Source organism: Pseudomonas frederiksbergensis, assembly GCF_900105495.1.
Taxonomy (GTDB): Bacteria; Pseudomonadota; Gammaproteobacteria; order Pseudomonadales; family Pseudomonadaceae; genus Aquipseudomonas; species Aquipseudomonas frederiksbergensis.
In genome coordinates, this window is the sequence record NZ_FNTF01000002.1 from 511,397 (window position 1) to 536,879 (window position 25,483).

Below are 25,483 nucleotides of genomic sequence, written 5' to 3' on the forward strand. Positions count from 1 at the left end.
ATGCTGGCTAACCTCGACTCTTTGGGTTATGCCGAGATGACGCCGATCCAGGCGCAAAGCTTGCCGGTGATCCTCAAGGGGATGGACCTGATCGCCCAGGCCAAGACCGGCAGCGGCAAGACCGCCGCCTTCGGTATCGGCCTGTTGAACCCGATCAATCCGCGCTTCTTCGGTTGCCAGGCGCTGGTCATCTGCCCGACTCGCGAGTTGGCTGACCAGGTCGCCAAGGAAATCCGTCGCCTGGCCCGTGCCGAAGACAACATCAAGGTCCTGACCCTGTGTGGCGGCGTGTCCTTCGGCCCGCAGATCGGCTCCCTGGAACATGGCGCGCACATCATCGTCGGCACCCCGGGTCGCCTTCAGCAGCATTTGCGCAAAGGTTCGCTGGTGCTCCATGGCCTGAACACGCTGATCCTCGACGAAGCCGATCGCATGCTCGACATGGGTTTCTACGACTCCATCGAAGAAATCATTGCCCAGACCCCAGCGCGTCGCCAGACCCTGCTGTTCTCCGCCACGTACCCGACGGGTATCAAGCAGTTGGCGGCGAAATTCATGCGCACGCCTCAGATCGTGAAGGCCGAGGCGTTCCACGACGACACGCAGATCGAACAGCGTTTCTACGAGATTTCCCCGGAAGAGCGCATGGACGCCGTGGTCAAAGTCCTCGCGCATCATCGTCCGGCATCGTGTGTCGCCTTCTGCTTCACCAAGCAGCAGGTTCAGGAAACCGTCGATCACCTGACCTCCAAAGGCATCTCTGCCGTCGGCCTGCATGGCGATCTGGAACAGCGTGACCGCGACCAGGTACTGGCCATGTTCGCCAACCGCAGCACCTCGGTGCTGGTCGCTACCGACGTCGCCGCTCGCGGCCTGGACATCGATGCGCTGGACATGGTGATCAACGTCGAACTGGCCCGTGATTCGGAAATCCACATCCACCGTGTTGGCCGTACCGGTCGCGCCGGTGAGAAAGGGATTGCGATCAGCCTGGTCGCACCGTCCGAAGCGCACCGCGCCCAAGCCATCGAGCTACTGCAGAAGTCGCCGTTGAGCTGGGATCAACTGGACAACCTCAAATCCCAGGGCGGCGCACCGCTGCTGCCGGTGATGAGCACGCTGGTCATCGGCGCTGGCCGTAAAGACAAGGTGCGTCCGGGCGACATTCTGGGCGCACTGACCGGTGATGCCGGTATTCCGGGCGCTCAGGTTGGCAAGATCGCGATTTTCGACTTCCAGGCCTATGTGGCGGTGGAACGCGGGATCGCCAAGCAAGCCTTGCAGCGCCTGAATGACGGCAAGATCAAAGGCCGTTCGCTGCGCGTTCGTATCCTCTGATCATGATCGTTCCCACGCTCTGCGTGGGAATGCATCCCGTGACGCTCCGCGTCACATAACGGCGGACGCAGAGCGTCCATGGCGGCATTCCCACGCAGAGCGTGGGAACGATCATTGTGTGAGGACACCGTTTTGCGCTCTACCGAAGTCGTGATCATTGGCGCTGGCGCCGCAGGTTTGATGTGTGCGCTGACCGCCGCCGGGCGCGGGCGCAAGGTGATGTTGCTCGACCATGCCAACAAGGCCGGCAAGAAAATCCTGATGTCGGGCGGTGGCCGCTGCAATTTCACCAACATGTACACCGAACCGGGCAATTTCCTCTCGCAAAACGAACACTTCTGCAAATCCGCCCTGGCGCGCTATACCCAGTGGGATTTCATCGGCATGGTCGCCAAGCACGGCGTGCCGTACCACGAGAAGAAACTCGGCCAACTGTTCTGCGATAACAAATCCAGCGACATCCTCGACATGCTCCTCAACGAGTGCGATCAGGTCGGCGTCAGCCTGCACCTGGACACCTCGATCCAGCACATCGAGAAAATGGAAAGCGGCTACCTGCTGCAAACCACCCTCGATCAGATCACCTGCGAATCGCTGGTGATCGCCACGGGAGGCTTGTCGATCCCGACGCTGGGCGCCACTGGTTTCGGCTATCAGGTGGCCAAACAATTCGGCCACGACTTGCTGCCGACCCGCGCCGGGCTGGTGCCGTTCACCATCACCGATCAGCTCAAGGAGCTTTGCACCGAGCTCTCCGGTACGTCGGTGGATTGCCTGGTGAGCTGCAACGACCAGAGTTTCCGCGAGAACATCCTGTTCACTCACCGCGGCCTCAGTGGTCCGGCGATTTTGCAGATTTCATCGTTCTGGGAATCCGGCGACACGGTTGAGATCAACCTGATGCCGGACCACGACGTGCCGACCTGGCTGCAACAGCAGCAAGCCGAACGGCCGAACAGCGAGCTGAAAACCCTTCTGGGGGAAATCTTCACCAAGAAGATGGCCAACCTGCTGGCGGACAACTGGTTCGTCTCCAAACCGATGAAGCAATACACTCACGCGGAAATTGCCGACATCGCCGAAAAACTGGCGAGTTGGAAAGTGGTGCCGGCCGGCACTGAAGGTTATCGCACCGCTGAAGTGACATTGGGCGGCGTCGATACCAACGAGGTGTCGTCCAAGACCATGGAATCGCTGAAAAGCCCCGGTCTGTATTTCATTGGCGAAGTGCTCGACGTCACCGGGCATCTGGGCGGTTTCAACTTCCAGTGGGCGTGGGCCTCCGGTTACGCGGCTGCGCAATACGTCTGACATTTCTCGATGTGGGACTAGCTTTTGTGGCGAGGGAGCTTACTCCCGCTGGCCTGCGCAGCAGGCCAAAAACCTGCCATCACCGTTTGTCTGACACACCCATGCACTGGATTTACGACGGCTGCGCCGCCGAGCGGGAGCAAGCTCCCTCGCCACAGGATTCAATGCAGACCTGACACCTCCAGCAGTAAGGAACAGATTTTGCTGTCAGATGTGATCGGCGCCATTGCGTCGACGTCATTACTGGCTCAATTTAGCGTCATTGCCTCGGAAGGCCCTCGCACTTCATGTCATCGACCCCCTTCAATCAGTCTCTGCGTCGCCTCTGGGCGCTGGATAAATTCAGCTACAGCGTACGGGTATTCATCGCCCTGACCGGCAGCATGGCGCTGTGTTGGTACAAGGATGAAATGGGGCTGCTGATCCCGCTGTTCCTCGGGATCATCGCCAGCGCCCTGGCCGAGACCGACGACAGTTGGCAAGGCCGCCTGAACGCACTGGCCGTGACGCTGGTGTGCTTCAGCGTCGCCGCCCTCTCCGTTGAACTGCTCTTCCCCTACCCCGTCGTTTTTGTCATCGCCCTGGCCCTGGCCAGTTTCGGCCTGACCATGCTCGGCGCCTTGGGCGAACGCTATGGCGCGATTGCCTCGGCGACGTTGATCCTGTCGGTCTACACCATGATCGGCGTGGACCAGCGCGGCGGCGAAGTCATCGATTTCTGGCACGAACCGGTGCTGCTGGTGGCCGGCGCCGCCTGGTACGGTTTGCTCTCGGTGCTGTGGCAGGCGATGTTTTCCAATCAGCCGGTGCAGCAAAGCCTGGCGCGATTGTTCCGCGAACTGGGTTTGTACCTGAAGCTGAAATCGTCGCTGTTCGAGCCGATCCGGCAGATGGACGTGGAAGCGCGCCGACTGGAACTGGCGCAGCAAAACGGCCGTGTCGTGGCCGCACTGAACGCTGCCAAGGAAATCATCCTGCACCGGGTCGGCAACGGCCGGCCGGGCTCGAAACTCAGCCGTTACCTGAAGCTGTACTTCCTCGCCCAGGACATCCACGAACGCGCCAGTTCCTCGCACTACCCTTACAACGCCCTCGCCGATGCCTTCTTTCATAGCGACGTGATGTTCCGCTGCCAACGCTTGCTGCGCCAGCAAGGCAAAGCCTGCCGGGCGCTGGCCGAGTCGATCCAGATGCGCCAGCCGTTCGTCTATGACGCCAACTTCGCCGAAGCCCTGAGCGACCTGCACGCCTCCCTCGAACACCTGCGCATCCAGAGCAACCCGGCCTGGCGCGGACTGTTGCGGTCGTTGCGGGCACTGGCGGCCAACCTCGGCACGCTCGACCGTTTGCTCAGCGACGCCAGCAACCCCGATGCCCTGGCGGACGCCACCGACAGCAGCCTGCTCGACCGTTCGCCACGCAACCTCAAGGATGTGTGGATTCGCTTGCGCACGCAGCTGACACCCACGTCATTGCTGTTCCGTCACGCACTGCGTTTGCCCCTGGCCTTGAGCATCGGCTACGGGATGGTGCATTTGATCCACCCGTCCCAAGGTTACTGGATCATCCTCACCACGCTGTTTGTCTGCCAACCGAACTACGGCGCCACCCGCCGCAAACTCGGCCAGCGGATCATCGGCACGGCCATCGGCCTGACCGTGGCCTGGGCGCTGTTCGATCTGTTTCCGAATCCCTTGGTCCAATCGTGCTTCGCAATCGCCGCCGGGGTGGTGTTCTTTATCAACCGCACCACCCGCTACACCCTGGCGACGGCCGCGATCACCTTGATGGTGCTGTTCTGCTTCAACCAGGTCGGAGATGGTTACGGGCTGTTCCTGCCACGGCTGTTCGATACCTTGCTCGGCAGCCTGATCGCCGGGCTCGCCGTGTTCCTCTTCCTGCCGGACTGGCAGGGTCGACGCCTGAACAAAGTGCTGGCCAACACCCTCACGTGCAACAGCATTTACCTGCGACAGATCATGCAGCAATACGCCGCCGGCAAAAGCGACGACCTGGCGTATCGCCTGGCCCGACGCAATGCGCACAACGCCGACGCGGCACTGTCGACGACGCTCGCCAACATGCTGATGGAACCGGGGCATTTCCGTAAGGAAGCGGATGTCGGGTTCCGCTTCCTGGTGCTCTCGCACACCTTGCTCAGTTATTTGTCCGGACTGGGCGCACACCGGGAAACCCAGCTACCACCCGATGTACGCGAGCATTTGATCGACGGTGCGGGCGTGAGACTGGCCGCCAGCATCGATGAAATTGCCCAAGGGCTGGCAAGCAAACTGCCGATTGCGATTCAGAGCGATGAGGAAGAGGCGCTGGCCAATGAGCTTGAACAGATGCCGGACGAAATCGATGAAGGGCAGCGACTGGTGCAGACGCAGTTGGCCTTGATCTGCCGTCAGCTTGGGCCATTGCGCACGTTGGCGGCGCACCTCATCAAGGAAACGAGTAAGGATTGAGAGGTGTGGCGGCTGGGCCGGCCTCATCGCGAGCAGGCTCGCTCCCACAGTGGATCTGCTGTGGGTGCAGATTTTGTGTACGGCAGAGATCTAATGTGGGAGCGAGCCTGCTCGCGATGAGGCCATCAGCCCCACCACAAACCTCACATCCCATGCTGCTTCATCAACCGCTGATAACTCCCATCCACTTTCATCGCCGCGATCTCGCGGTCGAAACCGGCGACGATCTGTTCATGCCTGGGGTTCTTCAGGCTGACCAGGATGTGCAGGCTGTTCTCGCTCAATGGCTTGGGCAAAAACTCCACCGCATTGCGCACCTTGGCTGATTCCCTGGCCAGGTAATAACGCGCAACGTACTCGTCTTCCAGCGTCAACTTGACCCGGTCGGCGGCGACCATGCGCACAGCCATGGAAAAGCTGTGCACCGGGACTTTCTGCAGTGATACGTCGTCATCGAACGCCGACGAATAGGCGTAACCGCGCACCACCGCTATTGGGTAGGTATGCAGTTGATGCAGGTTGTTGTATTCGATCGGCGTGTCTTTGCGCTTGAGAAAGCGCACTCGATTGAGCAGGTATTCGCCGGAAAACTGGCCAAGCTTCGTACGATCGTCGGTGTACCAGGCGTTGACCAACACGTCGTACCGCCCCTCGCCAACCCCCATCAAGGCACGCGCCCAAGGCACTTGTTCAAAGTCGCTGGCATAACCGGCCCGGGCCAGGGCTGTGCTGACGATGTCCGTGGCCAACCCACCGTTGACCAGCGTGGCGTCGGTAAAGGGTGGCCAGGCATCGGCGACCAATCGCAGCTTTTCCGCTGCTGCGCCTTGAGTCAGCAACAGCAATCCAATCAAAGCAAAGGCTCGATGCAATTGCGGCATGCTAGAAATCCTTAGCGGGCGGGGCACTCCAGCCCAGATTACACAAACAAGACAACGCCGCGCGAAATGAATGATGGCATTTTGGCCTATGTCACAGATTTCTTTGCCATACAGACATCTTTCGCCTGGACGCTTAGTATCGGAGCGACGAAGTTCAAGGGAGTGTGAAGATGACAATCGATTGGGTCTGCAAACACCACAGCGATCTGGGCAAAGAGCAGCTGTACGCCATTCTGCAGCTACGTGCAGAAGTGTTTGTCGTTGAGCAGAAATGCGTCTATCAGGACATCGACGGCCAGGATCTGGAAGGTGACACTTGCCATCTGATGGCCTGGGACGGGGATCGGCTGGTGGCGTACCTGCGGCTGCTCGACCCAGAGTTACAGGGGGGTGACGTGGTCATCGGGCGAGTGATCATTGCCCCTCAAGCGCGCGGTACAGGGCTTGGGCATGAGTTGATGGCTCAGGCGTTGAAGCAGGCTGAAAAGCGCTGGCCTGAAGTACCGATCTATCTCTCGGCCCAGGCGCATTTGCAGGGGTACTACGCTAAATATGGATTTGTGGTGGCGGGCGAGGAATTTCTTGAGGATGGCATTCCGCATATCGGGATGCGCCGCCCGTAATGAGCGCTCCCACGCTCTGCATGGGAACGCAGCCCGGGACGCTCCGCGTCCCTGCCGAAGCGGACGCAGAGCGTCCATTGAGGCATTCCCACGCAGAGCGTGGGAACGATCAGAGTCGAGCGTTCAGGGATATTCCAGCACCGCTTTGATCTGCCGAAGATTGCGCTCGATCCACCCTCGATCTATCGCCCCCCACTCGCGAATCCGATAGCGCCCGGCATGATTGCGCGCGCCTTCTTCCTGCTGGAACTCGCAAACAATGTCCAGATCCGCCAATGCCGCGATGGTGTCCTGAGCCGTGCGCCGGGGCATGCCGGTCACTTCGGTCAGCGCCGGGACGCTACTGGCCAACCCGCTATCGATCAGGTACGCCACGTACAACCGACGATAGAAGCTGCTTTTGGTCTTGCTTACATCCATCGAAACACTCCCGGCTGCGATATCTTGATTTTTATTGCATGTCCCGCCACGTCAGGTACACCCGCACATCGAACTCAACCTGGTGATACCCCGGCAACATGTGATCGCAAAGCTTGTAGAACGCCTTGTTGTGATCCGACTCTTTGAAGTGCGCCAGTTCATGCACCACGATCATCTTCAAAAACTCGGCCGGTGCTTCCTTGAACAATGAAGCCACACGAATTTCTTTCTTGGCCTTGAGCTTGCCGCCCTGTACCCGGGAGATCGCTGTGTGCAATCCGAGGGCGCGGTGGGTCAGGTCCAGGCGGTTGTCGAACAACACCTTATCGATGGCCGGGGCGTTACGCAGGTATTCCTGCTTAAGGTCCAGCGTATAGGTGTACAACGCCTTGTCGCTCTGGATCCGGTGTTTTTCCGGGTAACGCTGGCTCAGGTAATCGCCCAGCCGACCGTCGGCGATCAGCTGGCGCACTTGGTCCTGCAGAGCAGCAGGATAGGCCTGGAGGTATTTCAACGCGGTCATTGGGGCGGCAACACGATTCACCAAAAGGTCGCCAGTGTAGCGAATTCAGCCGGTCAGCGTGTTCCAGTCGAACGGCCGCACAAAGTCGCCGACGTCCTCGGCCATCATCGGCCGTGCCACCAGAAATCCTTGCACGTACTCGCAACCATTGGCTTGCAGCCACCGATATTGCGCAACGGTTTCCACCCCCTCGGCAATCACCAGCATGCCGTACTCCTTGCACAGCTCGATCACATTGCGCACCAGCGCCGCATCGCGTGAGGACTCCAGAAGCCGGGCAATCAAATGCCGGTCGAACTTGAGCGTGTCCAACTCCAGATCCCGCAGATGAGACAGCGAACACGGCCCGCAACCAAAGTCATCCAGGGCCACCCGCACACCCAGGTTTCGCAGCAGGCGCAGCTGTTTACGGGTTTCCTCAGGGTTTTGCATCAAGGCCTCTTCGGTGACCTCGACTTCCAGATGGTGCGCCTGCAAGCCATGGCGCTCGAGCACCTGGCGCAACTCGGTGACCAGATTGGGCATGCCGAATTGCGTACTGCTCAAACTCACGCCCAGCACGAGGTTGTCGGCGAACAGGGTTTCCCAGGCTTTTCGCTGGCTCGCCCCTTGTTGATAGATCCAGCTGCCCAGGCGACTGATCAACCGTGCTTCTTCCAGCAATGGCAAAAACAACCCCGGCGGTACATCGCCGACGCTCGGGTGCTGCCAGCGGATCAGCGCTTCGAACCCGCGAATCTGCCCGCTGGCAATGGCCACCTGGGGTTGATACACCAAATTGAAATCACGGTTCTCGATCGCCGCGTGCACACTTTCTTCGAGCATCAACCGCGAGCGTGCCCGGCCGTTCATTTCATGATCGTAGAAACGATATTGCTGACGACCGGCGCGCTTGGCTTCGTACATCGCGATGTCCGATGCACGCAACAAACCGTCAAGATTGGAACCGCAATCCGGGTACGTCGCAATGCCGATGCTGGCGCCCAAGGCGATATCCAGACCATCGATCTGCTGACAGACCGACACCCGCTCGATCAGCTTCTCGGCAATCTTTGCCGCTTGCTCGGGGAACTCCAGATCCAGCAACGCGGTGAACTCATCACCGCCCATGCGCGCCAGAATGTCGAAGGGCCGCAGGCAGGCCTTCAACTGCTCGGACACCCACCGCAGCACCCGGTCGCCGGCATCGTGACCGAGGGAATCGTTGACCCGCTTGAAGCCGTCGAGGTCCAGATACAGCAGCACCCAGGCACTGTCGGAACGGTCGCCACGCAACAGCAGGTTTTCCGCCGTCTGGTAAAAGCCACGACGATTGAGCAGCCCGGTCAATGGATCGGTGACGGCCTGAAACTCCAGTTGCTGATGCAGATGGCGCACCACCGACATGTCCAGCACCGTCACCACCATCGCGTTTTGTTCGCTGGGCAACGGTGCGCAGGACAGCGCCACGGGCACCTGCTGGCCGGGCGCCGTACGCAGCAAGGCATCGTGCAGGCGCAAGGTTTCACCACGTTTGTAACCCGTGAAAAATTCGGAGTCGGTCCAGACCGGGATGTGCGGTTTTTGCAGGAAATCCAGGAACTCTTTGCCTTGCAGGTCTTGCACCGTGGCATTGAGCAACCGCGACATCGCCGGATTGGCATAGCGGATCAGACCGTCCTCACCGACCACCAGGATGCCTTCGGCGGCATTGTCGAGCACCGAGGCATTAAACGCGCGTGCGACCTCCAGATCGCGACTCAGGCGCTGCAACGCACGGCGATTGCGTTGGTGCTCGAGCAGCGCCTGGACTTTGGGCTTGAGAATTTGTGGGTCGAACGGTTTGAACAGGTAATCCACCGCACCGCTGGCATAGCCCTTGATCACGGCGTCCTGGGACTGTTCGTTGGCGGTAAGGAAAATGATTGGCGTGAGGCGGGTTCGTTGGCTGCCGCGCATCAGGCGTGCCACTTCAAAACCGTCCATGCCCGGCATCTGCACATCCAGCAGCACCAGGTCGATATCGTGTTCGAGTAACAGGCTGAGCGCCTCGAAGCCCGAGGCGGCGGTCATGACCTGCCAGTCCTGGCGCTGCAACAACGCGCGCATGCTGATCAGGTTTTCAGGGTAATCATCAACGATTAAAAGAATTGAATTGCCTTCAGCTGGCGTGGGTTGCGCGCATTCCATGCTGCTTCTCTTATGCGGGACGTCAGGCCGGTTTCTCGTGAAAACCGGACAAATACTAAGCCTTCACTCTAGACCGGGTTCCGCAAAAGCAGAAGCTATCAGTACGCCATCATTTAACCAATGCGTCCATTTACCGACTAACGGTCGGCGCCACAGCCCGCTAAAACCGGGAAAGATGGCCTTTTAACAGGATTTTGACGCCACCCGTTTGTCATTTACGCATTAACAAATTGAACTTCTACGATTATAAGGACTGCCCCCAAGGCGCGCGCCAGAGCTTCTGGAACGTACGTGCAGTAAAAAAACCGTGGAAGCTTTTGTCTATGATCGATCTCGCAACCTGGAACCTCAGCGTTCCCGTCGGCAGTCCGCCGTACACCGTTGAAACGTCAAAACTGGTGGATGGCTTCAAGGACCAATACTTCCACTCCGACACCGGCACTTTGTTTTTCTGGACGCCGGTCACCGGTTCTACCACTGAAAACGCCAAGTATCCGCGCACCGAGCTTCGCGAAACCTACAGCAACGGCACACTGAAAAACTGGTTCTACCCGGACGCCGACAACTTCCTGCGCGCTACCCTGGCGGTAAATCAGGTACCGACCTCGGGCAAGATCGTCATTGGCCAGATCCACGCCTATGAAAGCCAGAAACCGATGGTGAAGCTCGAGTATCAGTACTCGACCAGCACACAGTCGGGCAACCTCGTCGCCAAGGTCCGTATGCGCCCTGATGACGATACCGCCCGGATAATCACCATCGCTACCGGGGTGAAACTGGATCGGGAGTTTTCCTACCTCATCCACCTGAGCCCGGGCGGAGCGTTGGGCATCAGTGCGGCAGGCTACCAGTGGGACACCGACATCAGCAGGACCTGGAGCGTCAAGCCGCTGTACTTCAAGGCCGGGGCGTATGTACAGGACAACACCGGGTACACCACCGAAGGCGGAAAAGTGACGTTCAGCAAGCTGGATATTGATCACGAAAGGTAACTTTCTCACCCGGGAATACAGCCGGGGACGCTCACCAAGAACAACTTGACCTCTGTAGCAGCTGCCGAGCCTGCGAGGCTGCGTCCGAGGACAACGTCCTCGCAAGCCCGGCAGCGGCTACAAATCCCAGCGTCCGCAAAATTCGTAGGACCACTCCCTCTGTGGCGAGGGGGCTTGCCCCCGTTGGGATGCGAAGCAGCCCCAAACCCTGCTACGCAATTTCCTCAGACACACCATAGCGCCCGGTTTTACGACGGCTGCGCCGCCGAACGGGGGCAAGCCCCCTCGCCACAATGACCGAGCGCGATCCTACACCCCGGTTGCAGCCACCAAAGTCGCCGCTTATAGTTCGCCCCGTCGCTGACAGCAGTCGGCGATAGGGTTTCGCAGCCCTACCGAGTTAGAACCACAACCGTCAAAATACGACACGGGCAGCGCATGCCCGTACTCGTTCTTTATGGCGGCTGTGCGTGGGAGACCTTCGGGTCTGCCGGGTCTTAACTCCTCGGTCTGCGAACCCGCGCACAGCTGCCACCCCATTTGTTTCGCAGCAAACGGTGGCGAATCCTTTCTTGAGTTAAGGATTTCCATGAGCAATTAACAACCGCCTCGCCGCTTCACCCCCATGTCCCAATTCGCCACCGACTACCCCGTCCTGCTCATCGACAGCGACGCCCCACTCCAAGAACTCCACAACTGCGTCAGCGAACGCCTCAGCGCCGTCCTCAAATACCTGCACCTCATGGCCTGCACCAGCCTGCCGGACTATGCCGAGAACGACATCAACACCGTCACCAACATCGCCCGGATCATGGCCCAGGATGTAAGCGATGTGTTTCGGGTGATTGAGCAGCGCGGGTTTGATAAACCAACAAATAGCTAAGTTCTTTGAGAAAAAGGGGACGATTAAACAAATCTGCCCCTTCCCCTCACGTCCCCCGCAATAAACCTGTCTTCCTATAGCAAAAAGATATTAAAAACTGTCACTTATTACAGGTGACCGCGCACCCTCACAGAACTAGCCTTATCGACGAAACACAAAAAAACAAGAACAGGACACATAAACAAATACCCCCTGTTCTTTTTTAATTTTTTATCTTCAACATCATAAGGATATAAAGTATGGGCGCTTTAGTAGGAACTTTTTATGGTGCGCTTGCGGAAAATCACGTCTATCTGACAGTCCATAGCAGTGATGACTATGCAGGCCCGGTTAACGCGACCGCGAATGTTAATGGACAAACCGGAACAATCAACGGGACGCAGAGCATCTGGGCAAACTACACAACTATTACGCTCAGCGGGATGGTGGGTGGAAACACAGAAAACTGGACACTTACAACTTCCGACTTTAACACTCTGAATGGGACCCGAAGTTTCACTGAAGCTACCGGCATTTCGTACTCTCAACAAGTAGGGCTTGGTCGGATTGGGTGAGCGAAAAACATATAAAACAGGGAGTATCAGCCATAAACACTCAGGATAAAGATGTCACCTATTACGGACTTTTTCCAGATTGAGTAGAAACATGTCCGCTATAGGTTACATTCCATCCGCCTTATATCGGCGCATTTCATGCAAAACGTCCCACCCACAAAAAACCCGCCTCACGGCGGGTTTTTAATGCAACTCAAACGCTTACGGCTTAGTTAACCTTAGCGTTCAACTCACCCTTCAAATAACGCTGATACATCGCTTCCAACGAGATCGGCTTGATCTTCGAAGCATTACCGGCAGTACCAAACGCTTCATAACGTGCGATACACACATCACGCATGGCAGTCACAGTCGCGCCGAAGAATTTACGCGGATCAAACTCGCTCGGGTTGGTGGCCATCAGGCGACGCATCGCACCGGTGGATGCCAGGCGCAGGTCGGTGTCGATGTTGACCTTGCGTACGCCGTGCTTGATGCCTTCGACGATTTCTTCAACCGGTACGCCGTAGGTTTCTTTGATGTCGCCGCCGTACTGGTTGATGATCGCCAGCCACTCTTGCGGAACCGAAGACGAACCGTGCATCACCAGGTGGGTGTTCGGGATGCGTTTGTGGATTTCTTTGATGCGGTCGATGGCCAGTACGTCGCCGGTAGGCGGCTTGGTGAACTTGTACGCGCCGTGGCTGGTGCCGATGGCGATGGCCAAGGCGTCGACCTGGGTGCGCTTGACGAAGTCAGCGGCTTCTTCCGGGTCGGTCAGCATTTGGCTGTGATCCAGAACGCCTTCGGCGCCAATGCCGTCTTCTTCACCGGCCATGCCGGTTTCCAGCGAACCCAGGCAGCCCAGCTCGCCTTCTACCGAAACGCCGCAGGCGTGAGCCATGGCGACGGTTTGTTGGGTAACACGCACGTTGTAGTCGTAGTCGGTCGGGGTCTTGCCGTCTTCGCCCAGGGAACCGTCCATCATCACCGAGCTGAAGCCCAGTTGAATGGAGCGCTGGCAGACGTCAGGACTGGTGCCGTGATCCTGGTGCATGCACACCGGGATGTGCGGGAATTCTTCGATTGCCGCGAGGATCAGGTGACGCAGGAACGGTGCGCCGGCGTATTTGCGAGCACCGGCCGAAGCCTGGACGATCACCGGGGAGTCAGTCTTGTCAGCGGCTTCCATGATGGCGCGCATCTGCTCAAGGTTGTTGACGTTGAAGGCTGGAACGCCGTAGCCGAACTCGGCTGCGTGGTCCAGCATCTGGCGCATGCTGATAAGTGCCATTGTGTGTGTATCTCCCGGTTGAGGGTCGTTAATCGTGCCAGCCTGCCGTAGCGGCGGCGGCTATTCAAGTTATTGCAGATCGGGGGTTGCCCCGGTCTGCCAATTCGGTGTTGCCTCAATCTTGCGGCGTTACTGCGCTTTACAACCGCGGCCGATCAAATCATTGGTGGCGACCCAGTACACCAGGCCTTCCTCACCTTTTATGTGAAACGCCAGCATGTCGTTGCTGTACAGCGAACCGTCGGCGCCCGGCTCATGCTTCAAGCGGTAGACCTGATCGGCACCGCCCAGGCGAACGTCGACTTCCTTGCGGCTTTCGTCGGTGTAGCGCCAGAGCACTTTGGCCTGACTGTCGCAGGTCCAGGTGGTCCAGCTGTCCGTCGATTCGGCAGGCTTGAACAGATTGAAATTCGAGCAACCTGCCAGCAGCGCCAGCGCCGTAACGGCGATAAAACCTTTCATCCATGTTCCTCGACTGACGGCGCACGCCGCCAGCCCTGAGTAAAGTGTCAGACCCGTCAAGGGCAGCCATGTTCCTTGGCCGGGGTCTGTGTCTCGTATTTGTCCAGGCCATCAGGCCCGGAACGCTTGTTGATCACCGGATTGGTTTCGGCCTGCCAGTCGGCCTGGTAGCAGCCTTTGTCCTGTTCAGGCGTCTCGGGCACCTTCGGGGCTTTCGGGTTACTCCCGCAAGCCGCCAGCGCCCCGGCGATCATCAACAGCGCTAATGTTTTGACCATCTGAACACTCCTTTGCCTGGTCAAATGGGCGGCCTCAGGCCTTGGCCCGGCTTTCCAGGACTTCAACGGCCGGCAGCACCTTGCCTTCGACGAACTCGAGGAACGCGCCGCCACCGGTAGAAATGTAGGAGATCTGATCGGCAACGCCATATTTATCGATGGCGGCCAGGGTGTCGCCGCCGCCAGCGATGGAGAACGCCGAGCTTTCTGCGATGGCCTGGGCCAGGACTTTGGTGCCGTTACCGAACTGGTCGAATTCGAACACGCCCACCGGGCCGTTCCACAGGATGGTCTTGGACGACTTCAGCAACTCGGCGAAATTCGCCGCGGTCTGCGGGCCGATGTCCAGGATCATGTCGTCTGCGGCCACGTCGGCAATCAGCTTGACGGTCGCGGTGGCGGTTTCAGCGAATTCCTTGGCAACCACGACATCGACCGGCAGCGGCACGCTGACCTTGGCGGCGATGGCGCGAGCGGTGTCCAGCAGGTCCGGCTCGTACAGGGATTTGCCGACCGGGTGACCGGCAGCGGCCAGGAAGGTGTTGGCAATGCCGCCGCCGACGATCAGCTGGTTGCAGATCTGGCTCAGGCTGTTCAGCACGTCGAGTTTGGTCGAGACCTTGGAGCCGGCAACAATCGCCGCCATTGGTTGGGCCGGAGCGCCGAGGGCTTTGCCCAGTGCGTCCAGTTCGGCAGCCAGCAATGGGCCAGCAGCGGCGACTTTGGCGAACTTGGCCACGCCATGGGTCGAACCCTCGGCGCGGTGAGCGGTGCCGAAGGCATCCATCACGAACACGTCGCACAGGGCGGCGTATTGCTGGGCCAGTTCGTCAGCGTTTTTTTTCTCGCCCTTGTTGAAGCGCACGTTTTCGAACAGCACGATGTCGCCGGCCTTCACGTCAACGCCGTTCAGGTAATCGGCCACCAGTGGCACTTCACGCCCCAGAGCCTTGCTCAGGTAGTCAGCGACTGGCTTGAGGCTGTTCTCGGCCGAGAACTCGCCTTCGGTCGGACGGCCAAGGTGCGAGCAGACCATCACGGCCGCGCCTTTTTCCAGGGCCAGCTTGATGGTCGGCAGCGAAGCCAGGATTCGCGCATCGCTGGTGACTACACCGTCCTTGACTGGGACGTTGAGGTCTTCGCGGATCAGTACGCGCTTACCTTGCAGATCGAGGTCGGTCATCTTCAACACGGTCATGGGTCGCATTTCCTACTGTTTTGGAGAGGCAGCTGTTTGCAGATAATGTTCTGCAACATCCAGCATTCGGTTGGCAAAACCCCATTCGTTGTCGAACCAGGCCAGGATGTTCACCAGCCGTGGGCCGGAAACTCGGGTCTGACTGGCATCGACGATGGCCGAATGTGGGTCATGGTTGAAATCACAACTGGCGTGAGGCAACTCGGTGTAGGCCAGAAGGCCTTTGAGCGGGCCATGGGTGGCGGCCTCGCGCAGAATCCGGTTGACCTCGGTGGCGTCGGTATCGCTTACGGTCTGCATCGTAATGTCGAGGCAAGACACGTTAACCGTCGGCACCCGCACGGCTTTGGCCTGAATTCTGCCGGCAAGTTCCGGCAACAGGCGCTCGATGCCACGCGCCAGACCAGTGGACACCGGAATTACCGACTGAAACGCCGAACGGGTGCGGCGCAGGTCTTCGTGGTGATAGGCATCGATCACTGGCTGATCGTTCATCGCCGAGTGAATGGTGGTGATCGACACGTATTCCAGACCAATGGCCTGATCCAGCAGGCGCAACAGCGGCACGCCGCAATTGGTGGTGCAGGACGCGTTGGACACCAGCAACTCGTCGCCGGTCAGGCAATCCTGATTCACGCCGTAGACGATGGTGGCGTCGACATCCGCTTCGCTGGCCATCGGCTGGGAAAACAGCACGCGCGGCGCACCGGCGTCGAGGAAACGCTGGCCGTCTTCACGAGTGTGGTAAGCGCCGGAGCACTCCAGCACCAGATCGACGTCCAGCGACGCCCAATCGATGCCTTCAGGAGTGGCACTGCGCAAGACCTTCACGCAGTCGCCATTAATATGCAGACAATCGCCCTCGACCCTCACTTCCCCGGGAAACCGCCCGTGAGTGGAGTCGAAACGTGTCAGGTATTCGATGCTGGCCATGTCCGCCAGATCGTTGATCGCAACAATTTCAAACCCGGCCTTATCGCCTCGCTCAAACAACGCACGCAAGACGCAACGACCAATCCGGCCGTAGCCGTTGAGTGCAACTTTGTAAGGACGCGGTTGAGGCATGGGGTTCTCGATTACCGTGGTGAATCCGTCATTGCAGCGTTGAATGTTCCATCGTCATCGCGAGCAGGCTCGCTCCCACATGGACGGTGTAGATCCCTGTGGGAGCGAGCCTGCTCGCGATAGCGTCAGATCAGACGATACATTTTCTGGATCAGTCTTCCAGCAGCTCTTCAGCCTGACCCAGGATGTTTTCCAGGGTGAAGCCGAACTCTTCGAACAAGGCTGGCGCAGGCGCCGACTCGCCGTAGGTGGTCATGCCGATCACGCGACCTTCCAGGCCCACGTACTTGTACCAGTAGTCCGCGTGGGCGGCTTCGATGGCGATACGGGCGCTGACTTGCAACGGCAGGACTGCTTGCTTGTAACCGGCGTCCTGAGCATCGAACACGCTGGTGCAAGGCATCGAAACAACCCGCACTTTGCGACCTTGCTCGGTCAGCTTGTCGTAGGCCTGAACGGCCAGACCGACTTCCGAACCGGTGGAGATCAGGATCAGCTCAGGCTCGCCCTCGCAATCCTTCAACACGTAACCGCCACGGGCGATGTCGGCGATCTGGAACGCATTGCGGGTTTGGTGCTGCAGGTTCTGACGCGAGAAGATCAGCGCCGAAGGGCCGTCCTTGCGTTCCAGCGCCATTTTCCAGCACACCGCCGATTCAACGGCATCGGCTGGGCGCCAGGTGTCGAGGTTCGGCGTGCTGCGCAGGCTGGTCAGTTGCTCGATCGGCTGGTGAGTCGGGCCGTCTTCGCCCAGACCGATGGAGTCGTGGGTGTAGACGAACACGACACGCTGCTTCATCAGCGAGGCCATGCGCACGGCGTTGCGGGCGTATTCCATGAACATCAGGAAGGTCGCGCCGTAAGGCACCAGGCCGCCGTGCAGGGTCACGCCGTTCATGATCGCGCTCATGCCGAACTCGCGAACGCCGTAGTACATGTAGTTGCCGCTGGCGTCTTCAGCCGTAACACCTTTGCAACCTTTCCACAGGGTCAGGTTGGAACCGGCCAGGTCAGCGGAGCCGCCCAGCAGTTCAGGCAACAGCGGGCCGTAGGCATTCAATGCATTCTGGCTGGCCTTACGGCTGGCGATGGTTTCGCCCTTGGCGGCGACTTCAGCAATATAAGCATCGGCTTGTTCAGCGAAGTCTTCCGGCAGTTCGCCGCTCAGGCGACGAATCAGCTCGTTGGCCAGTTCAGGGAAGGCAGCGGAGTAGGCCGCGAAACGCTGATCCCATTCGGCTTCGGCCGCGCGACCGGTTTCCTTGGCGTCCCACTCGGCGTAGATATCGGCCGGGATTTCGAACGGACCGTGATTCCATTTCAGCGCAGCACGGGTCAGAGCGATTTCCGCGTCACCCAACGGGGCGCCGTGGCAGTCTTCCTTGCCTTGCTTGTTCGGCGAACCGAAACCGATGGTGGTCTTGCAGCAGATCAGGGTTGGCTGATCGCTTTTGCGCGCCGTTTCGATCGCGATCTTGATCTCTTCAGGGTCGTGACCGTCGACGTTGCGGATCACCAGCCAGTTATAGGCTTCGAAACGCTTGGGCGTGTCGTCGGTGAACCAGCCTTCGACTTCGCCGTCGATGGAAATGCCGTTGTCGTCGTAGAAGGCGATCAGCTTGTTCAAGCCCAAAGTACCGGCCAGGGAGCCGACTTCGTGGGAAATGCCTTCCATCATGCAGCCATCACCCAGGAACACGTAGGTGTGGTGATCGACAATGTTGTGGCCCGGACGGTTGAACTGCGCCGCCAGGACTTTTTCTGCCAGGGCAAAACCCACGGCGTTGGCCAGGCCTTGGCCCAGTGGACCGGTGGTGGTTTCAACGCCTGGGGTGTAGCCGAATTCCGGGTGACCCGGGGTACGGCTGTGCAGCTGGCGGAAGTTCTTCAGGTCTTCGATCGACAGATCGTAGCCGGTCAGGTGCAGCAGCGAGTAGATCAACATCGAGCCGTGACCGTTGGACAGCACGAAGCGGTCACGGTCGGCGAACGATGGATTGCTCGGGTTGTGCTTCAGGTAGTCACGCCAAAGTACTTCGGCGATATCCGCCATACCCATAGGGGCACCGGGATGGCCGCTGTTGGCTTTTTGCACGGCATCCATGCTGAGGGCACGAATGGCGTTGGCACGCTCACGACGGCTGGGCATCGCTGTTCTCCTGCGGATATTGAATCGAGAGTGAATAAAACGAAACGGAAAAAAGGCGAGCATTTTCCCTCACCCACCCGCCTCGGGGCAATGACAGATAGTCATCTGAAGGCGTTTTTCCGGTGGATAAAGTCGCATTCGCCTGGTGAAACCTTTCCGCTGACGATTTGTAGAGTGACCCTTTCCCTGAGAAGTGCCATCTATCGAGCAATATCAAAACTTTTTGATATTGCTCTTGCGGTGTTTTCTGACCGTCACTAGACTGCTGGCCTTATGAATTTACCTGCGCCTTCCATTCGACATGACGATTGCGATGAGCTGGCGGCCCTGTGCAAGGCCGGCGGCGATCCTCTGCGGCTGAATGTATTGCGCGCGCTGGCCAACGATTCGTTTGGCGTACTGGAACTGGCGCAGATCTTCGGCATCGGCCAGTCCGGCATGAGTCACCACCTCAAGGTATTGGCCCAGGCCGACCTCGTGGCGACGCGCCGTGAAGGCAACGCGATTTTCTACCGTCGCGCCCTGCCCCACACCGACCTGTTGGGCGGCAAGCTGCATGCCGCGCTACTGGAAGAAGTGGACAACCTGACCCTGCCTGCCGAAGTGCAGTCGCGGATCGGTCAGGTCCATGGGCAACGCGCGGCGGCCAGCCAGGATTTTTTCTCACGGGTCGCAGAGAAGTTTCGCGCCCAGCAAGACTTGATCGCCGGCCTGCCGCAATACCGCGAAAGCGTGCTGGCATTGCTCGACAAGCTGAGTTTCGGCGAAGGCGCCACAGCCATCGAAGTCGGCCCCGGCGACGGTGCGTTTCTGCCGGAACTGGCGCGCCGCTTCACCCAGGTCACGGCGCTGGACAACAGCCCGGCGATGCTCGAACTGGCGCGTCAGGTTTGCGAACGTGAAACGCTGGCTAACGTCAGCCTGCAACTGGCCGATGCATTGAATGGCGTAAGCCTTCAGGCCGATTGCGTTGTACTGAACATGGTGCTGCACCATTTCGCCGCGCCGGCCGAAGCACTCAAGCACATGGCCAACTTGCTGCAACCGGGCGGCAGTCTGCTCGTGACAGAGTTATGTAGCCACAACCAGAGTTGGGCCAGGGAGGCCTGCGGTGATCTATGGTTGGGGTTTGAACAGGACGATTTGGCCCGTTGGGCCACCGCTGCGGGACTCGCTCCCGGGGAAAGCCTCTATATCGGCTTACGTAATGGTTTCCAGATCCAGGTCCGCCATTTTCAGCGACCGGCTGGCGACACTCACCATCGGTAAATTCAGGAAAAAATCGAGATGAGCGAATACTCCCTCTTCACCTCCGAGTCCGTGTCCGAAGGGCACCCGGACAAAATCGCCGACCAGATTTCCGATGCTGTGCTGGACGCCATCATTGCTGAAGACAAGTTCGCCCGTGTAGCGGTCGAGACTCTGGTAAAAACCGGCGTGGCAATCATCGCAGGTGAAGTCACCACGTCGGCCTGGGTCGACCTGGAAGAAATCGTGCGCAACGTGATTCTGGACATCGGCTACAACAGCTCCGATGTCGGTTTCGACGGCGCCACTTGCGGCGTGATGAACATCATTGGCAAGCAGTCTCCTGACATCAACCAGGGTGTCGACCGTGCCAAGCCTGAAGATCAGGGCGCCGGCGACCAGGGCCTGATGTTCGGCTACGCCAGCAACGAAACCGACGTGCTGATGCCAGCACCGATCACCTTCTCGCACCAGCTGGTTCAGCGTCAGGCCCAAGCCCGTAAATCCGGCCTGCTGCCTTGGCTGCGCCCGGATGCCAAGTCGCAAGTGACTTGCCGTTACGAAGGCGGCAAGGTTGTCGGTATCGACGCCGTTGTATTGTCGACCCAGCACAACCCTGACGTATCGTACAAAGACCTGCGCGAAGGCGTGATGGAGCTGATCGTCAAGCACGTACTGCCTGCCGAGCTGCTGTCCAAGGACACCCAGTTCCACATCAACCCGACCGGCCAGTTCATCATCGGTGGCCCGGTAGGCGACTGCGGCCTGACCGGTCGCAAGATCATCGTTGATAGCTACGGCGGCATGGCTCGTCACGGCGGTGGCGCGTTCTCCGGTAAAGATCCATCGAAGGTTGACCGTTCGGCCGCCTACGCCGGTCGTTACGTGGCCAAGAATATCGTGGCGGCCGGCCTGGCCGAGCGCTGCGAGATTCAGGTTTCCTACGCCATCGGTGTTGCTCAGCCTACGTCGATCTCGCTGAACACCTTCGGCACCGGCAAGATCAGCGACGAAAAAATCGTCAAGCTGGTTCGCGAAGTGTTCGACCTGCGTCCATACGCAATCACCACCATGCTCGACCTGCTGCACCCGATGTACCAGGAAACCGCTGCGTACGGCCACTTCGGTCGCACGCCGACTACCAAGACTGTGGGCGATGACACTTTCACCACTTTCACCTGGGAAAAAACCGACCGCGCCGAATCCTTGCGCGCTGCTGCCGGCCTGTAAGACTTCCCCGGCGGTACCAAAAGCCCTGCACGGTTCGCCGTGCGGGGTTTTTATTGCGTGAAAATCGAAAGATCGCAGCCTCGTTTCACTCGACAGCTGCTACAGGGATTTGTGTAGCAGCTGTCGAGTGAAACGAGGCTGCGACCTCTTGATCTTCCTGTCTCTCGAAACACACCGAAAAACATCCTCGCTAACGACGCCCGAAAGCTGACTAACCTTGAAAGCATTCTCCCCGAGCAAGGACGCTCACGATGCTTCGGCGCCTGTTTTTCTGTTTTCTCCTGACCTTTCCTTGCCTGAGCGCAAACGCTACCGATTGTCCCGACTGGCCACCCGCACGCGCCCAGGACGAAATCACGTCACTGCAGAAACAAATCGACCTCTGGGACGACAGCTATCACCGGCGCGGCCGTTCATTGGTCGCCGATGAACTCTACGATCAGTCCCGTGCACGGCTGACTGAATGGCGCACCTGTTTCGACCTGGACCAACCCGCGGAACCGCTACGCACTGCGGGCGGCACGATACCTCATCCGATTGCCCACACAGGCCTGGAAAAACTCCACGATGGTCGCGCCGTCGAAGCCTGGCTAAAAGGACGGAACGATGTCTGGATTCAGCCCAAGATCGACGGCGTGGCGGTGACGCTGATCTACCGCAAAGGCCTGCTGACTCAAGCCATCAGCCGCGGTGACGGCGTAAATGGCCAGGACTGGACAGCTTCGGCGCGCCAGATCGCCGCCATCCCCCAACAACTGCCGCAGCCACTGGACCTGCTGCTGCAAGGCGAACTCTATTGGCGCCTGACCGATCACGTACAGGCCCGCGCCGGCAGCCTCAACGCACGCGCCACAGTGGCCGGCTTGATGGCCCGCAAAAACTTGAGCATGGAGCAAGCCGCGGGGATCGGCCTGTTTGTCTGGGACTGGCCCCAAGGCCCGGCCAGTTTGCCCGCGCGCATCGCAGCCCTGGATGAGCTGGGCTTTCCGAGCACCGCCCCTTACAGTCACTCGATCAAGGAATTTGCCGACGCTGAACGTTGGCGCGATCACTGGTATCGCTCGCCCCTGCCCTTCACCAGTGATGGCATCGTCCTACGCCAGGATCAGCGTCCAGCCGCCGAGCGCTGGCAGGCTAAACCGCCTTATTGGAGCGTCGCCTGGAAATACCCTTTTGCCCAAGCCTTGGCCGAGGTGCGCAAGGTCCACTTCAAGATAGGGCGAACCGGACGAATCACCCCGGTACTGGAGCTGACACCGGTCATGCTCGACGACCGGCAGATCAAGCGAGTCAGTGTGAGCTCACTGCAACGCTGGGAAACGCTGGATATCCGGCCCGGAGACCAGGTCGCCATCAGCCTGGCGGGCCTGACCATTCCAAGGTTAGACAGTGTCATGCTGCGCAACACCGAACGCGCTGAATTGAGCGTTCCGCTGGCGGAGGACTTTCATCATTTGAGTTGCTGGCAGCCGACACCGGGGTGCGAAAGCCAATTCCTCGCCCGACTGGCCTGGCTCAGTGGCAAGCAGGGCCTCGCGTTGTCGCATGTCGGCCCTGGCACCTGGGAGAAACTTTTCGAAACAGGCCGTCTGAATGGCCTGCTGGATTGGTTGACCCTCGATGCTCAAGAGCTTGCTAACATTGCCGGCTTCGGCGAACGCAGCAGCGCTCGCCTTTTGAACAGTTTCAACAGCGCCCGACAACGTCCCTTTCCGCGCTGGCTCAAGGCCCTGGGTTTACCGCCGACCGGCCAGGCACAGCTTGCCGATTCATGGCCGGAACTGGCACAAAGAGATATCGAACAATGGCAGGCAGAACCCGGCATCGGCCCAGGACGCGCGGCGCAATTGAGTGCATTTTTCCGCGACCCGCAGGTCCTGGCCTTGAGAGAAACATTACGGGTTGCGGGGATTGACGGATTTTAGCCGCCGGCGATGCCCGCCCCCGGGAACCCAATGGTACCGCCGGGCTCAAACACCCCATCGCCATATCGACCCGATCGCTTTTTCACACGGAGCTTTTATGAAATTTCTTTCACCGCTCGCCCTGTTGACCCTTTGCAGCGTGCTGGCCACTCCGCTGATGGCCGCCGAAGAAGCTCCGGGCCTGACCGGCTGCGCCGCAAAGAAGCAGGGCATCATCAATCAGATCGAACTGGCCAAGTCTCACGGTAACGCCGACCAGCAGGCAGGCCTTGAAACAGCCTTGAGCGAAGTCACTGCTCATTGCACCGATGCTTCCCTGAAGAAAGAACGGGAGAACAAGGTGCTCGACGCCAAGCACGAAGTCAGCCAGCGTCAGGCTGACTTGGACAAGGCCATGAAGAAAGGTGACGCCGAGAAGATCAACAAACGCAAAGACAAACTCGCCGAGTCCCGCAAGGAATTGCAGGAAGCACTCGATGAGCTGGATAAGTAAGGATCAGTTCAGCACTGATCGTTCCCACGCTCTGCGTGGGAATGCAGCCCGTGACGCTCCGCGTCACTGGACGCGGAGCGTCCCTAGAGGCATTCCCACGCAGAGCGTGGGAACGATCGATGAGCTCAGGAATCAATGATCCCGAAATTCTTTATGGCAAGCACTGCACGCATCTTCGACCTTCTGCACCGCTGGCCCAAGGTTACTGGCCTTGTAGGGCTGAACCTTGCTGACAACCACCAATTCACCGGTGGCGGCTTCAAGGGTGCGGGCCATGTCCTGGAACTGTTCCTGTTTCTGCCAGACATCGCTCTTGGCGCTGGTGTGATCTTCTTCGCGCAGCTGCGGAAAATGTTTCCAGGGTTCACGGGACAATGCATCAAGCTTCACGGCACCGTCAGCGAATTTCGGACCATCAAACGGGATGCGACCACGCAACATGCCGCCCAGGTCTTCGCCGGTCTTGAGCATCTGCTTGAAGATTGCCTTACGCTGACCCAGCGGCGAGTTGGGGTCGACCCCACCACAGGCGGACAACGTCAGGCAGGCCAGCAATACAACAGAAAGTCTTTTAAGAGTCATGGTGGTTTCAGGTCACGGGAACGGCGGCCAGTATCCTCGCGTCATCGGCAAAGACCAATAGCCCTATTATCAATACGGGTTGTTTGAGCGCATGGAGCACTCAGGCAACCGACAAAGGAATTACTCCATGAACAGCCGTTTCAAGGCATGGCGTCACAACCTCGCCTGGACCCTTCCGATGGTGGCCGTGCTTGCGGGCTGCACCGGTGGCGACAACAACACACCGAAAACCCACGCCCTGGCGACTTACTCCAGCGCCACGTGGGAAGCACTTCCGACGGTGTCCGACATCGACCTGGTTGCCGGCTTCGGTTCGTGGCGCAGCGCCTGCACCCGACTCAAGGCCGACCCGGTGTGGGGCTCAACGTGTGCGGCTGCCGCCAACGTGCCGCAAACCGCCAATGACATTCGTGGCTTCCTCAAGCAGAACCTCGACGTCTACGGCCTGCGCGCCGCCAATGACAATCCCAACGGTTTGATCACCGGTTATTACGAACCGGTCTACCCCGGCAGCCTGACCCAGACCGAAGTGGCCAACATCCCGGTGTATGGCGTGCCCGAGGACATGATCATCGTCTCTCTGGACAGCATTTATCCGGAACTCAAAGGCAAGCGCCTGCGCGGACGACTCGAAGGTCGCGTGCTCAAGCCTTACGACGATGCGGCCACGATTGAAACCAAAGGGGTCAAGGCACCGGTCGTTGCCTGGCTGACCGATCCGATGAACCTGCAATTCCTGCAAATCCAGGGTTCGGGTCGTATCCAGCTCGATGATGGCCGCCAGTTGCGCATTGCGTATGCCGACCAGAACGGTCACCCGTATCGACCGATCGGCCGCTGGTTGGTGGATCAGGGCGAGCTGAAAAAAGAAGAAGTGACCATGGGCGCCATCAGCGATTGGGCCAAAGCCAATCCGACACGTATTCCGCAACTGCTTGGCAGCAACCCCAGCTACGTATTCTTCACCCGCAATCCGGACAGCAACGAAGGACCTCGCGGCTCGTTGAACGTACCGCTGACCGCCGGCTACAGCGCGGCGGTGGATCGCAAAGTGATTCCGCTGGGCAGTCTGTTGTGGCTATCGACGACTAAACCGGACGGTACCGCACTGGTTCGCCCGGTTGCCGCTCAGGACACCGGCGGCGCAATTGCCGGCGAAGTCCGTGCAGACCTGTTCTGGGGCACGGGCGAGGCGGCCGGGCAATTGGCCGGCGACATGAAACAGCAGGGGCAGATCTGGATGCTCTGGCCTAAAGGCGCAGCGTTGCCGCAAGTGCCACAGGTGGCTGATGCGGCTAAAGCCAAACCCTGAGATCCGCTGCGACTGATAGATAGCAATCGCGAGCAGGCTCGCTCCCACATTTGGATCTCCAGTGAACACAACATACGTGTACGACCGAGATTCAATGTGGGAG

At 59.2% G+C, this 25,483-nt stretch carries 23 protein-coding genes; 12 read left to right on the plus strand and 11 right to left on the minus strand.

Features of this window, described 5'->3' with window-relative positions; all coding sequences use genetic code 11:
• The 3 genes from dbpA to yccS all read left to right on the plus strand — a co-directional run bounded on the left by dbpA (nucleotide 1) and on the right by yccS (nucleotide 5,120).
• A complete protein-coding gene (dbpA, locus tag BLW70_RS02975) occupies nucleotides 1-1,338 on the plus strand; it encodes an ATP-dependent RNA helicase DbpA (protein WP_232252256.1) in 1,338 nt (445 codons plus the stop codon).
• 132 nt (nucleotides 1,339-1,470) lie between these two features.
• On the plus strand, nucleotides 1,471-2,649 hold the full coding sequence (locus BLW70_RS02980; RefSeq protein ID WP_074871549.1) for a BaiN/RdsA family NAD(P)/FAD-dependent oxidoreductase: 1,179 nt from the start codon (nucleotides 1,471-1,473) through the stop codon (nucleotides 2,647-2,649).
• A 287-nt stretch (nucleotides 2,650-2,936) separates the two neighbouring features.
• Nucleotides 2,937-5,120 (plus strand): YccS family putative transporter, encoded by a 2,184-nt coding sequence (yccS, locus tag BLW70_RS02985; protein WP_074871552.1) that lies wholly within the window; start codon nucleotides 2,937-2,939, stop codon nucleotides 5,118-5,120.
• Between the two features lie 143 nt (nucleotides 5,121-5,263).
• Here yccS and BLW70_RS02990 read toward each other — a convergent pair whose 3' ends face one another.
• Nucleotides 5,264-6,001, minus strand: a complete 738-nt coding sequence (locus BLW70_RS02990) for a substrate-binding periplasmic protein (protein ID WP_074871553.1) — start codon at nucleotides 5,999-6,001, stop codon at nucleotides 5,264-5,266.
• 170 nt (nucleotides 6,002-6,171) lie between these two features.
• Here BLW70_RS02990 and BLW70_RS02995 point away from each other — a divergent pair, with 170 nt between their 5' ends.
• Nucleotides 6,172-6,624, plus strand: coding sequence for a GNAT family N-acetyltransferase (locus BLW70_RS02995; RefSeq protein WP_074871556.1), 453 nt, complete (start codon nucleotides 6,172-6,174; stop codon nucleotides 6,622-6,624).
• 123 nt (nucleotides 6,625-6,747) lie between these two features.
• On the opposite strand, the gene BLW70_RS03000 is transcribed toward BLW70_RS02995, so the two are convergent.
• Genes BLW70_RS03000 through BLW70_RS03010 form a run of 3 tightly spaced genes read right to left on the minus strand, consistent with a single transcriptional unit; the run spans nucleotide 6,748 to nucleotide 9,736 of the window.
• Complete coding sequence (locus tag BLW70_RS03000) at nucleotides 6,748-7,044, minus strand: winged helix-turn-helix domain-containing protein (RefSeq protein WP_008151963.1); 297 nt, start codon at nucleotides 7,042-7,044, stop codon at nucleotides 6,748-6,750.
• Nucleotides 7,045-7,075: 31 nt separating this feature from the next.
• Nucleotides 7,076-7,567: a M48 metallopeptidase family protein gene (locus tag BLW70_RS03005; protein ID WP_074871559.1), complete on the minus strand. Its 492-nt coding sequence runs from the start codon at nucleotides 7,565-7,567 to the stop codon at nucleotides 7,076-7,078.
• A gap of 45 nt (nucleotides 7,568-7,612) precedes the next feature.
• Nucleotides 7,613-9,736 carry a putative bifunctional diguanylate cyclase/phosphodiesterase gene (locus tag BLW70_RS03010; protein WP_074871562.1) on the minus strand — a complete coding sequence of 708 codons (2,124 nt, stop codon included), beginning with the start codon at nucleotides 9,734-9,736 and terminating at the stop codon, nucleotides 7,613-7,615.
• A 323-nt stretch (nucleotides 9,737-10,059) separates the two neighbouring features.
• On the opposite strand from BLW70_RS03010, the gene BLW70_RS03015 reads away from it, so the two are divergent.
• The 3 genes from BLW70_RS03015 to BLW70_RS29950 all read left to right on the plus strand — a co-directional run bounded on the left by BLW70_RS03015 (nucleotide 10,060) and on the right by BLW70_RS29950 (nucleotide 12,165).
• Nucleotides 10,060-10,728: a polysaccharide lyase family 7 protein gene (locus BLW70_RS03015; protein WP_074871564.1), complete on the plus strand. Its 669-nt coding sequence runs from the start codon at nucleotides 10,060-10,062 to the stop codon at nucleotides 10,726-10,728.
• A gap of 625 nt (nucleotides 10,729-11,353) precedes the next feature.
• On the plus strand, nucleotides 11,354-11,611 hold the full coding sequence (locus BLW70_RS03020; RefSeq protein ID WP_139273351.1) for a fructose-bisphosphate aldolase: 258 nt from the start codon (nucleotides 11,354-11,356) through the stop codon (nucleotides 11,609-11,611).
• 239 nt (nucleotides 11,612-11,850) lie between these two features.
• Nucleotides 11,851-12,165, plus strand: coding sequence for a hypothetical protein (locus BLW70_RS29950; RefSeq protein WP_139273352.1), 315 nt, complete (start codon nucleotides 11,851-11,853; stop codon nucleotides 12,163-12,165).
• Between the two features lie 208 nt (nucleotides 12,166-12,373).
• Here the strand turns inward: BLW70_RS29950 and fba are convergent, their stop codons facing one another.
• From fba to tkt, 6 genes are all read right to left on the minus strand, one after another.
• Complete coding sequence (gene fba, locus BLW70_RS03025) at nucleotides 12,374-13,438, minus strand: class II fructose-bisphosphate aldolase (RefSeq protein WP_008081027.1); 1,065 nt, start codon at nucleotides 13,436-13,438, stop codon at nucleotides 12,374-12,376.
• Nucleotides 13,439-13,567: 129 nt separating this feature from the next.
• A complete protein-coding gene (locus tag BLW70_RS03030) occupies nucleotides 13,568-13,900 on the minus strand; it encodes an MliC family protein (RefSeq protein ID WP_074871566.1) in 333 nt (110 codons plus the stop codon).
• A gap of 56 nt (nucleotides 13,901-13,956) precedes the next feature.
• The gene (locus tag BLW70_RS03035; protein WP_074871568.1) at nucleotides 13,957-14,178 is read right to left on the minus strand and encodes a hypothetical protein; all 222 of its coding nucleotides are present in this window, start codon (nucleotides 14,176-14,178) and stop codon (nucleotides 13,957-13,959) included.
• 34 nt (nucleotides 14,179-14,212) lie between these two features.
• Nucleotides 14,213-15,376, minus strand: coding sequence for a phosphoglycerate kinase (locus tag BLW70_RS03040; protein ID WP_074871570.1), 1,164 nt, complete (start codon nucleotides 15,374-15,376; stop codon nucleotides 14,213-14,215).
• Between the two features lie 12 nt (nucleotides 15,377-15,388).
• Nucleotides 15,389-16,441 carry an erythrose-4-phosphate dehydrogenase gene (gene epd / locus BLW70_RS03045; protein ID WP_074871571.1) on the minus strand — a complete coding sequence of 351 codons (1,053 nt, stop codon included), beginning with the start codon at nucleotides 16,439-16,441 and terminating at the stop codon, nucleotides 15,389-15,391.
• 151 nt (nucleotides 16,442-16,592) lie between these two features.
• Nucleotides 16,593-18,590 (minus strand): transketolase, encoded by a 1,998-nt coding sequence (tkt, locus tag BLW70_RS03050; protein WP_074871572.1) that lies wholly within the window; start codon nucleotides 18,588-18,590, stop codon nucleotides 16,593-16,595.
• Between the two features lie 273 nt (nucleotides 18,591-18,863).
• Here tkt and BLW70_RS03055 point away from each other — a divergent pair, with 273 nt between their 5' ends.
• From BLW70_RS03055 to BLW70_RS03070, 4 genes are all read left to right on the plus strand, one after another.
• The gene (locus BLW70_RS03055; protein WP_074871574.1) at nucleotides 18,864-19,859 is read left to right on the plus strand and encodes an ArsR/SmtB family transcription factor; all 996 of its coding nucleotides are present in this window, start codon (nucleotides 18,864-18,866) and stop codon (nucleotides 19,857-19,859) included.
• Between the two features lie 18 nt (nucleotides 19,860-19,877).
• Entirely contained in the window at nucleotides 19,878-21,068 is a 1,191-nt protein-coding gene (metK, locus tag BLW70_RS03060) for a methionine adenosyltransferase (RefSeq protein ID WP_074871576.1), read from the plus strand.
• Nucleotides 21,069-21,319: 251 nt separating this feature from the next.
• Complete coding sequence (ligB, locus tag BLW70_RS03065) at nucleotides 21,320-22,993, plus strand: NAD-dependent DNA ligase LigB (RefSeq protein WP_074871578.1); 1,674 nt, start codon at nucleotides 21,320-21,322, stop codon at nucleotides 22,991-22,993.
• Between the two features lie 97 nt (nucleotides 22,994-23,090).
• Nucleotides 23,091-23,486, plus strand: a complete 396-nt coding sequence (locus BLW70_RS03070) for a DUF1090 domain-containing protein (RefSeq protein WP_074871580.1) — start codon at nucleotides 23,091-23,093, stop codon at nucleotides 23,484-23,486.
• A 132-nt stretch (nucleotides 23,487-23,618) separates the two neighbouring features.
• On the opposite strand, the gene BLW70_RS03075 is transcribed toward BLW70_RS03070, so the two are convergent.
• A complete protein-coding gene (locus BLW70_RS03075; RefSeq protein WP_074871582.1) occupies nucleotides 23,619-24,068 on the minus strand; it encodes a c-type cytochrome in 450 nt (149 codons plus the stop codon).
• 127 nt (nucleotides 24,069-24,195) lie between these two features.
• Between BLW70_RS03075 and mltA the strand changes: the two genes are divergently transcribed.
• Nucleotides 24,196-25,380, plus strand: a complete 1,185-nt coding sequence (gene mltA, locus BLW70_RS03080; protein WP_074871583.1) for a murein transglycosylase A — start codon at nucleotides 24,196-24,198, stop codon at nucleotides 25,378-25,380.
• The last annotated feature ends 103 nt before the right edge of the window (nucleotides 25,381-25,483 follow it).

What these genes read in the sequence shown, in the direction of transcription:
- dbpA (WP_232252256.1), top strand. Translation starts at nt 1, where the DNA reads ATGCTGGCTAACCTCGACTCTTTGGGTTATGCCGAGATGACGCCGATC.
- yccS (WP_074871552.1), top strand. Translation starts at nt 2,937, where the DNA reads ATGTCATCGACCCCCTTCAATCAGTCTCTGCGTCGCCTCTGGGCGCTG.
- BLW70_RS02990 (WP_074871553.1), bottom strand. Translation starts at nt 6,001, where the DNA reads ATGCCGCAATTGCATCGAGCCTTTGCTTTGATTGGATTGCTGTTGCTG.
- BLW70_RS02995 (WP_074871556.1), top strand. Translation starts at nt 6,172, where the DNA reads ATGACAATCGATTGGGTCTGCAAACACCACAGCGATCTGGGCAAAGAG.
- BLW70_RS03000 (WP_008151963.1), bottom strand. Translation starts at nt 7,044, where the DNA reads ATGGATGTAAGCAAGACCAAAAGCAGCTTCTATCGTCGGTTGTACGTG.
- BLW70_RS03005 (WP_074871559.1), bottom strand. Translation starts at nt 7,567, where the DNA reads ATGACCGCGTTGAAATACCTCCAGGCCTATCCTGCTGCTCTGCAGGAC.
- BLW70_RS03010 (WP_074871562.1), bottom strand. Translation starts at nt 9,736, where the DNA reads ATGGAATGCGCGCAACCCACGCCAGCTGAAGGCAATTCAATTCTTTTA.
- BLW70_RS03015 (WP_074871564.1), top strand. Translation starts at nt 10,060, where the DNA reads ATGATCGATCTCGCAACCTGGAACCTCAGCGTTCCCGTCGGCAGTCCG.
- BLW70_RS03020 (WP_139273351.1), top strand. Translation starts at nt 11,354, where the DNA reads ATGTCCCAATTCGCCACCGACTACCCCGTCCTGCTCATCGACAGCGAC.
- BLW70_RS29950 (WP_139273352.1), top strand. Translation starts at nt 11,851, where the DNA reads ATGGGCGCTTTAGTAGGAACTTTTTATGGTGCGCTTGCGGAAAATCAC.
- fba (WP_008081027.1), bottom strand. Translation starts at nt 13,438, where the DNA reads ATGGCACTTATCAGCATGCGCCAGATGCTGGACCACGCAGCCGAGTTC.
- BLW70_RS03030 (WP_074871566.1), bottom strand. Translation starts at nt 13,900, where the DNA reads ATGAAAGGTTTTATCGCCGTTACGGCGCTGGCGCTGCTGGCAGGTTGC.
- BLW70_RS03035 (WP_074871568.1), bottom strand. Translation starts at nt 14,178, where the DNA reads ATGGTCAAAACATTAGCGCTGTTGATGATCGCCGGGGCGCTGGCGGCT.
- BLW70_RS03040 (WP_074871570.1), bottom strand. Translation starts at nt 15,376, where the DNA reads ATGACCGTGTTGAAGATGACCGACCTCGATCTGCAAGGTAAGCGCGTA.
- epd (WP_074871571.1), bottom strand. Translation starts at nt 16,441, where the DNA reads ATGCCTCAACCGCGTCCTTACAAAGTTGCACTCAACGGCTACGGCCGG.
- tkt (WP_074871572.1), bottom strand. Translation starts at nt 18,590, where the DNA reads ATGCCCAGCCGTCGTGAGCGTGCCAACGCCATTCGTGCCCTCAGCATG.
- BLW70_RS03055 (WP_074871574.1), top strand. Translation starts at nt 18,864, where the DNA reads ATGAATTTACCTGCGCCTTCCATTCGACATGACGATTGCGATGAGCTG.
- metK (WP_074871576.1), top strand. Translation starts at nt 19,878, where the DNA reads ATGAGCGAATACTCCCTCTTCACCTCCGAGTCCGTGTCCGAAGGGCAC.
- ligB (WP_074871578.1), top strand. Translation starts at nt 21,320, where the DNA reads ATGCTTCGGCGCCTGTTTTTCTGTTTTCTCCTGACCTTTCCTTGCCTG.
- BLW70_RS03070 (WP_074871580.1), top strand. Translation starts at nt 23,091, where the DNA reads ATGAAATTTCTTTCACCGCTCGCCCTGTTGACCCTTTGCAGCGTGCTG.
- BLW70_RS03075 (WP_074871582.1), bottom strand. Translation starts at nt 24,068, where the DNA reads ATGACTCTTAAAAGACTTTCTGTTGTATTGCTGGCCTGCCTGACGTTG.
- mltA (WP_074871583.1), top strand. Translation starts at nt 24,196, where the DNA reads ATGAACAGCCGTTTCAAGGCATGGCGTCACAACCTCGCCTGGACCCTT.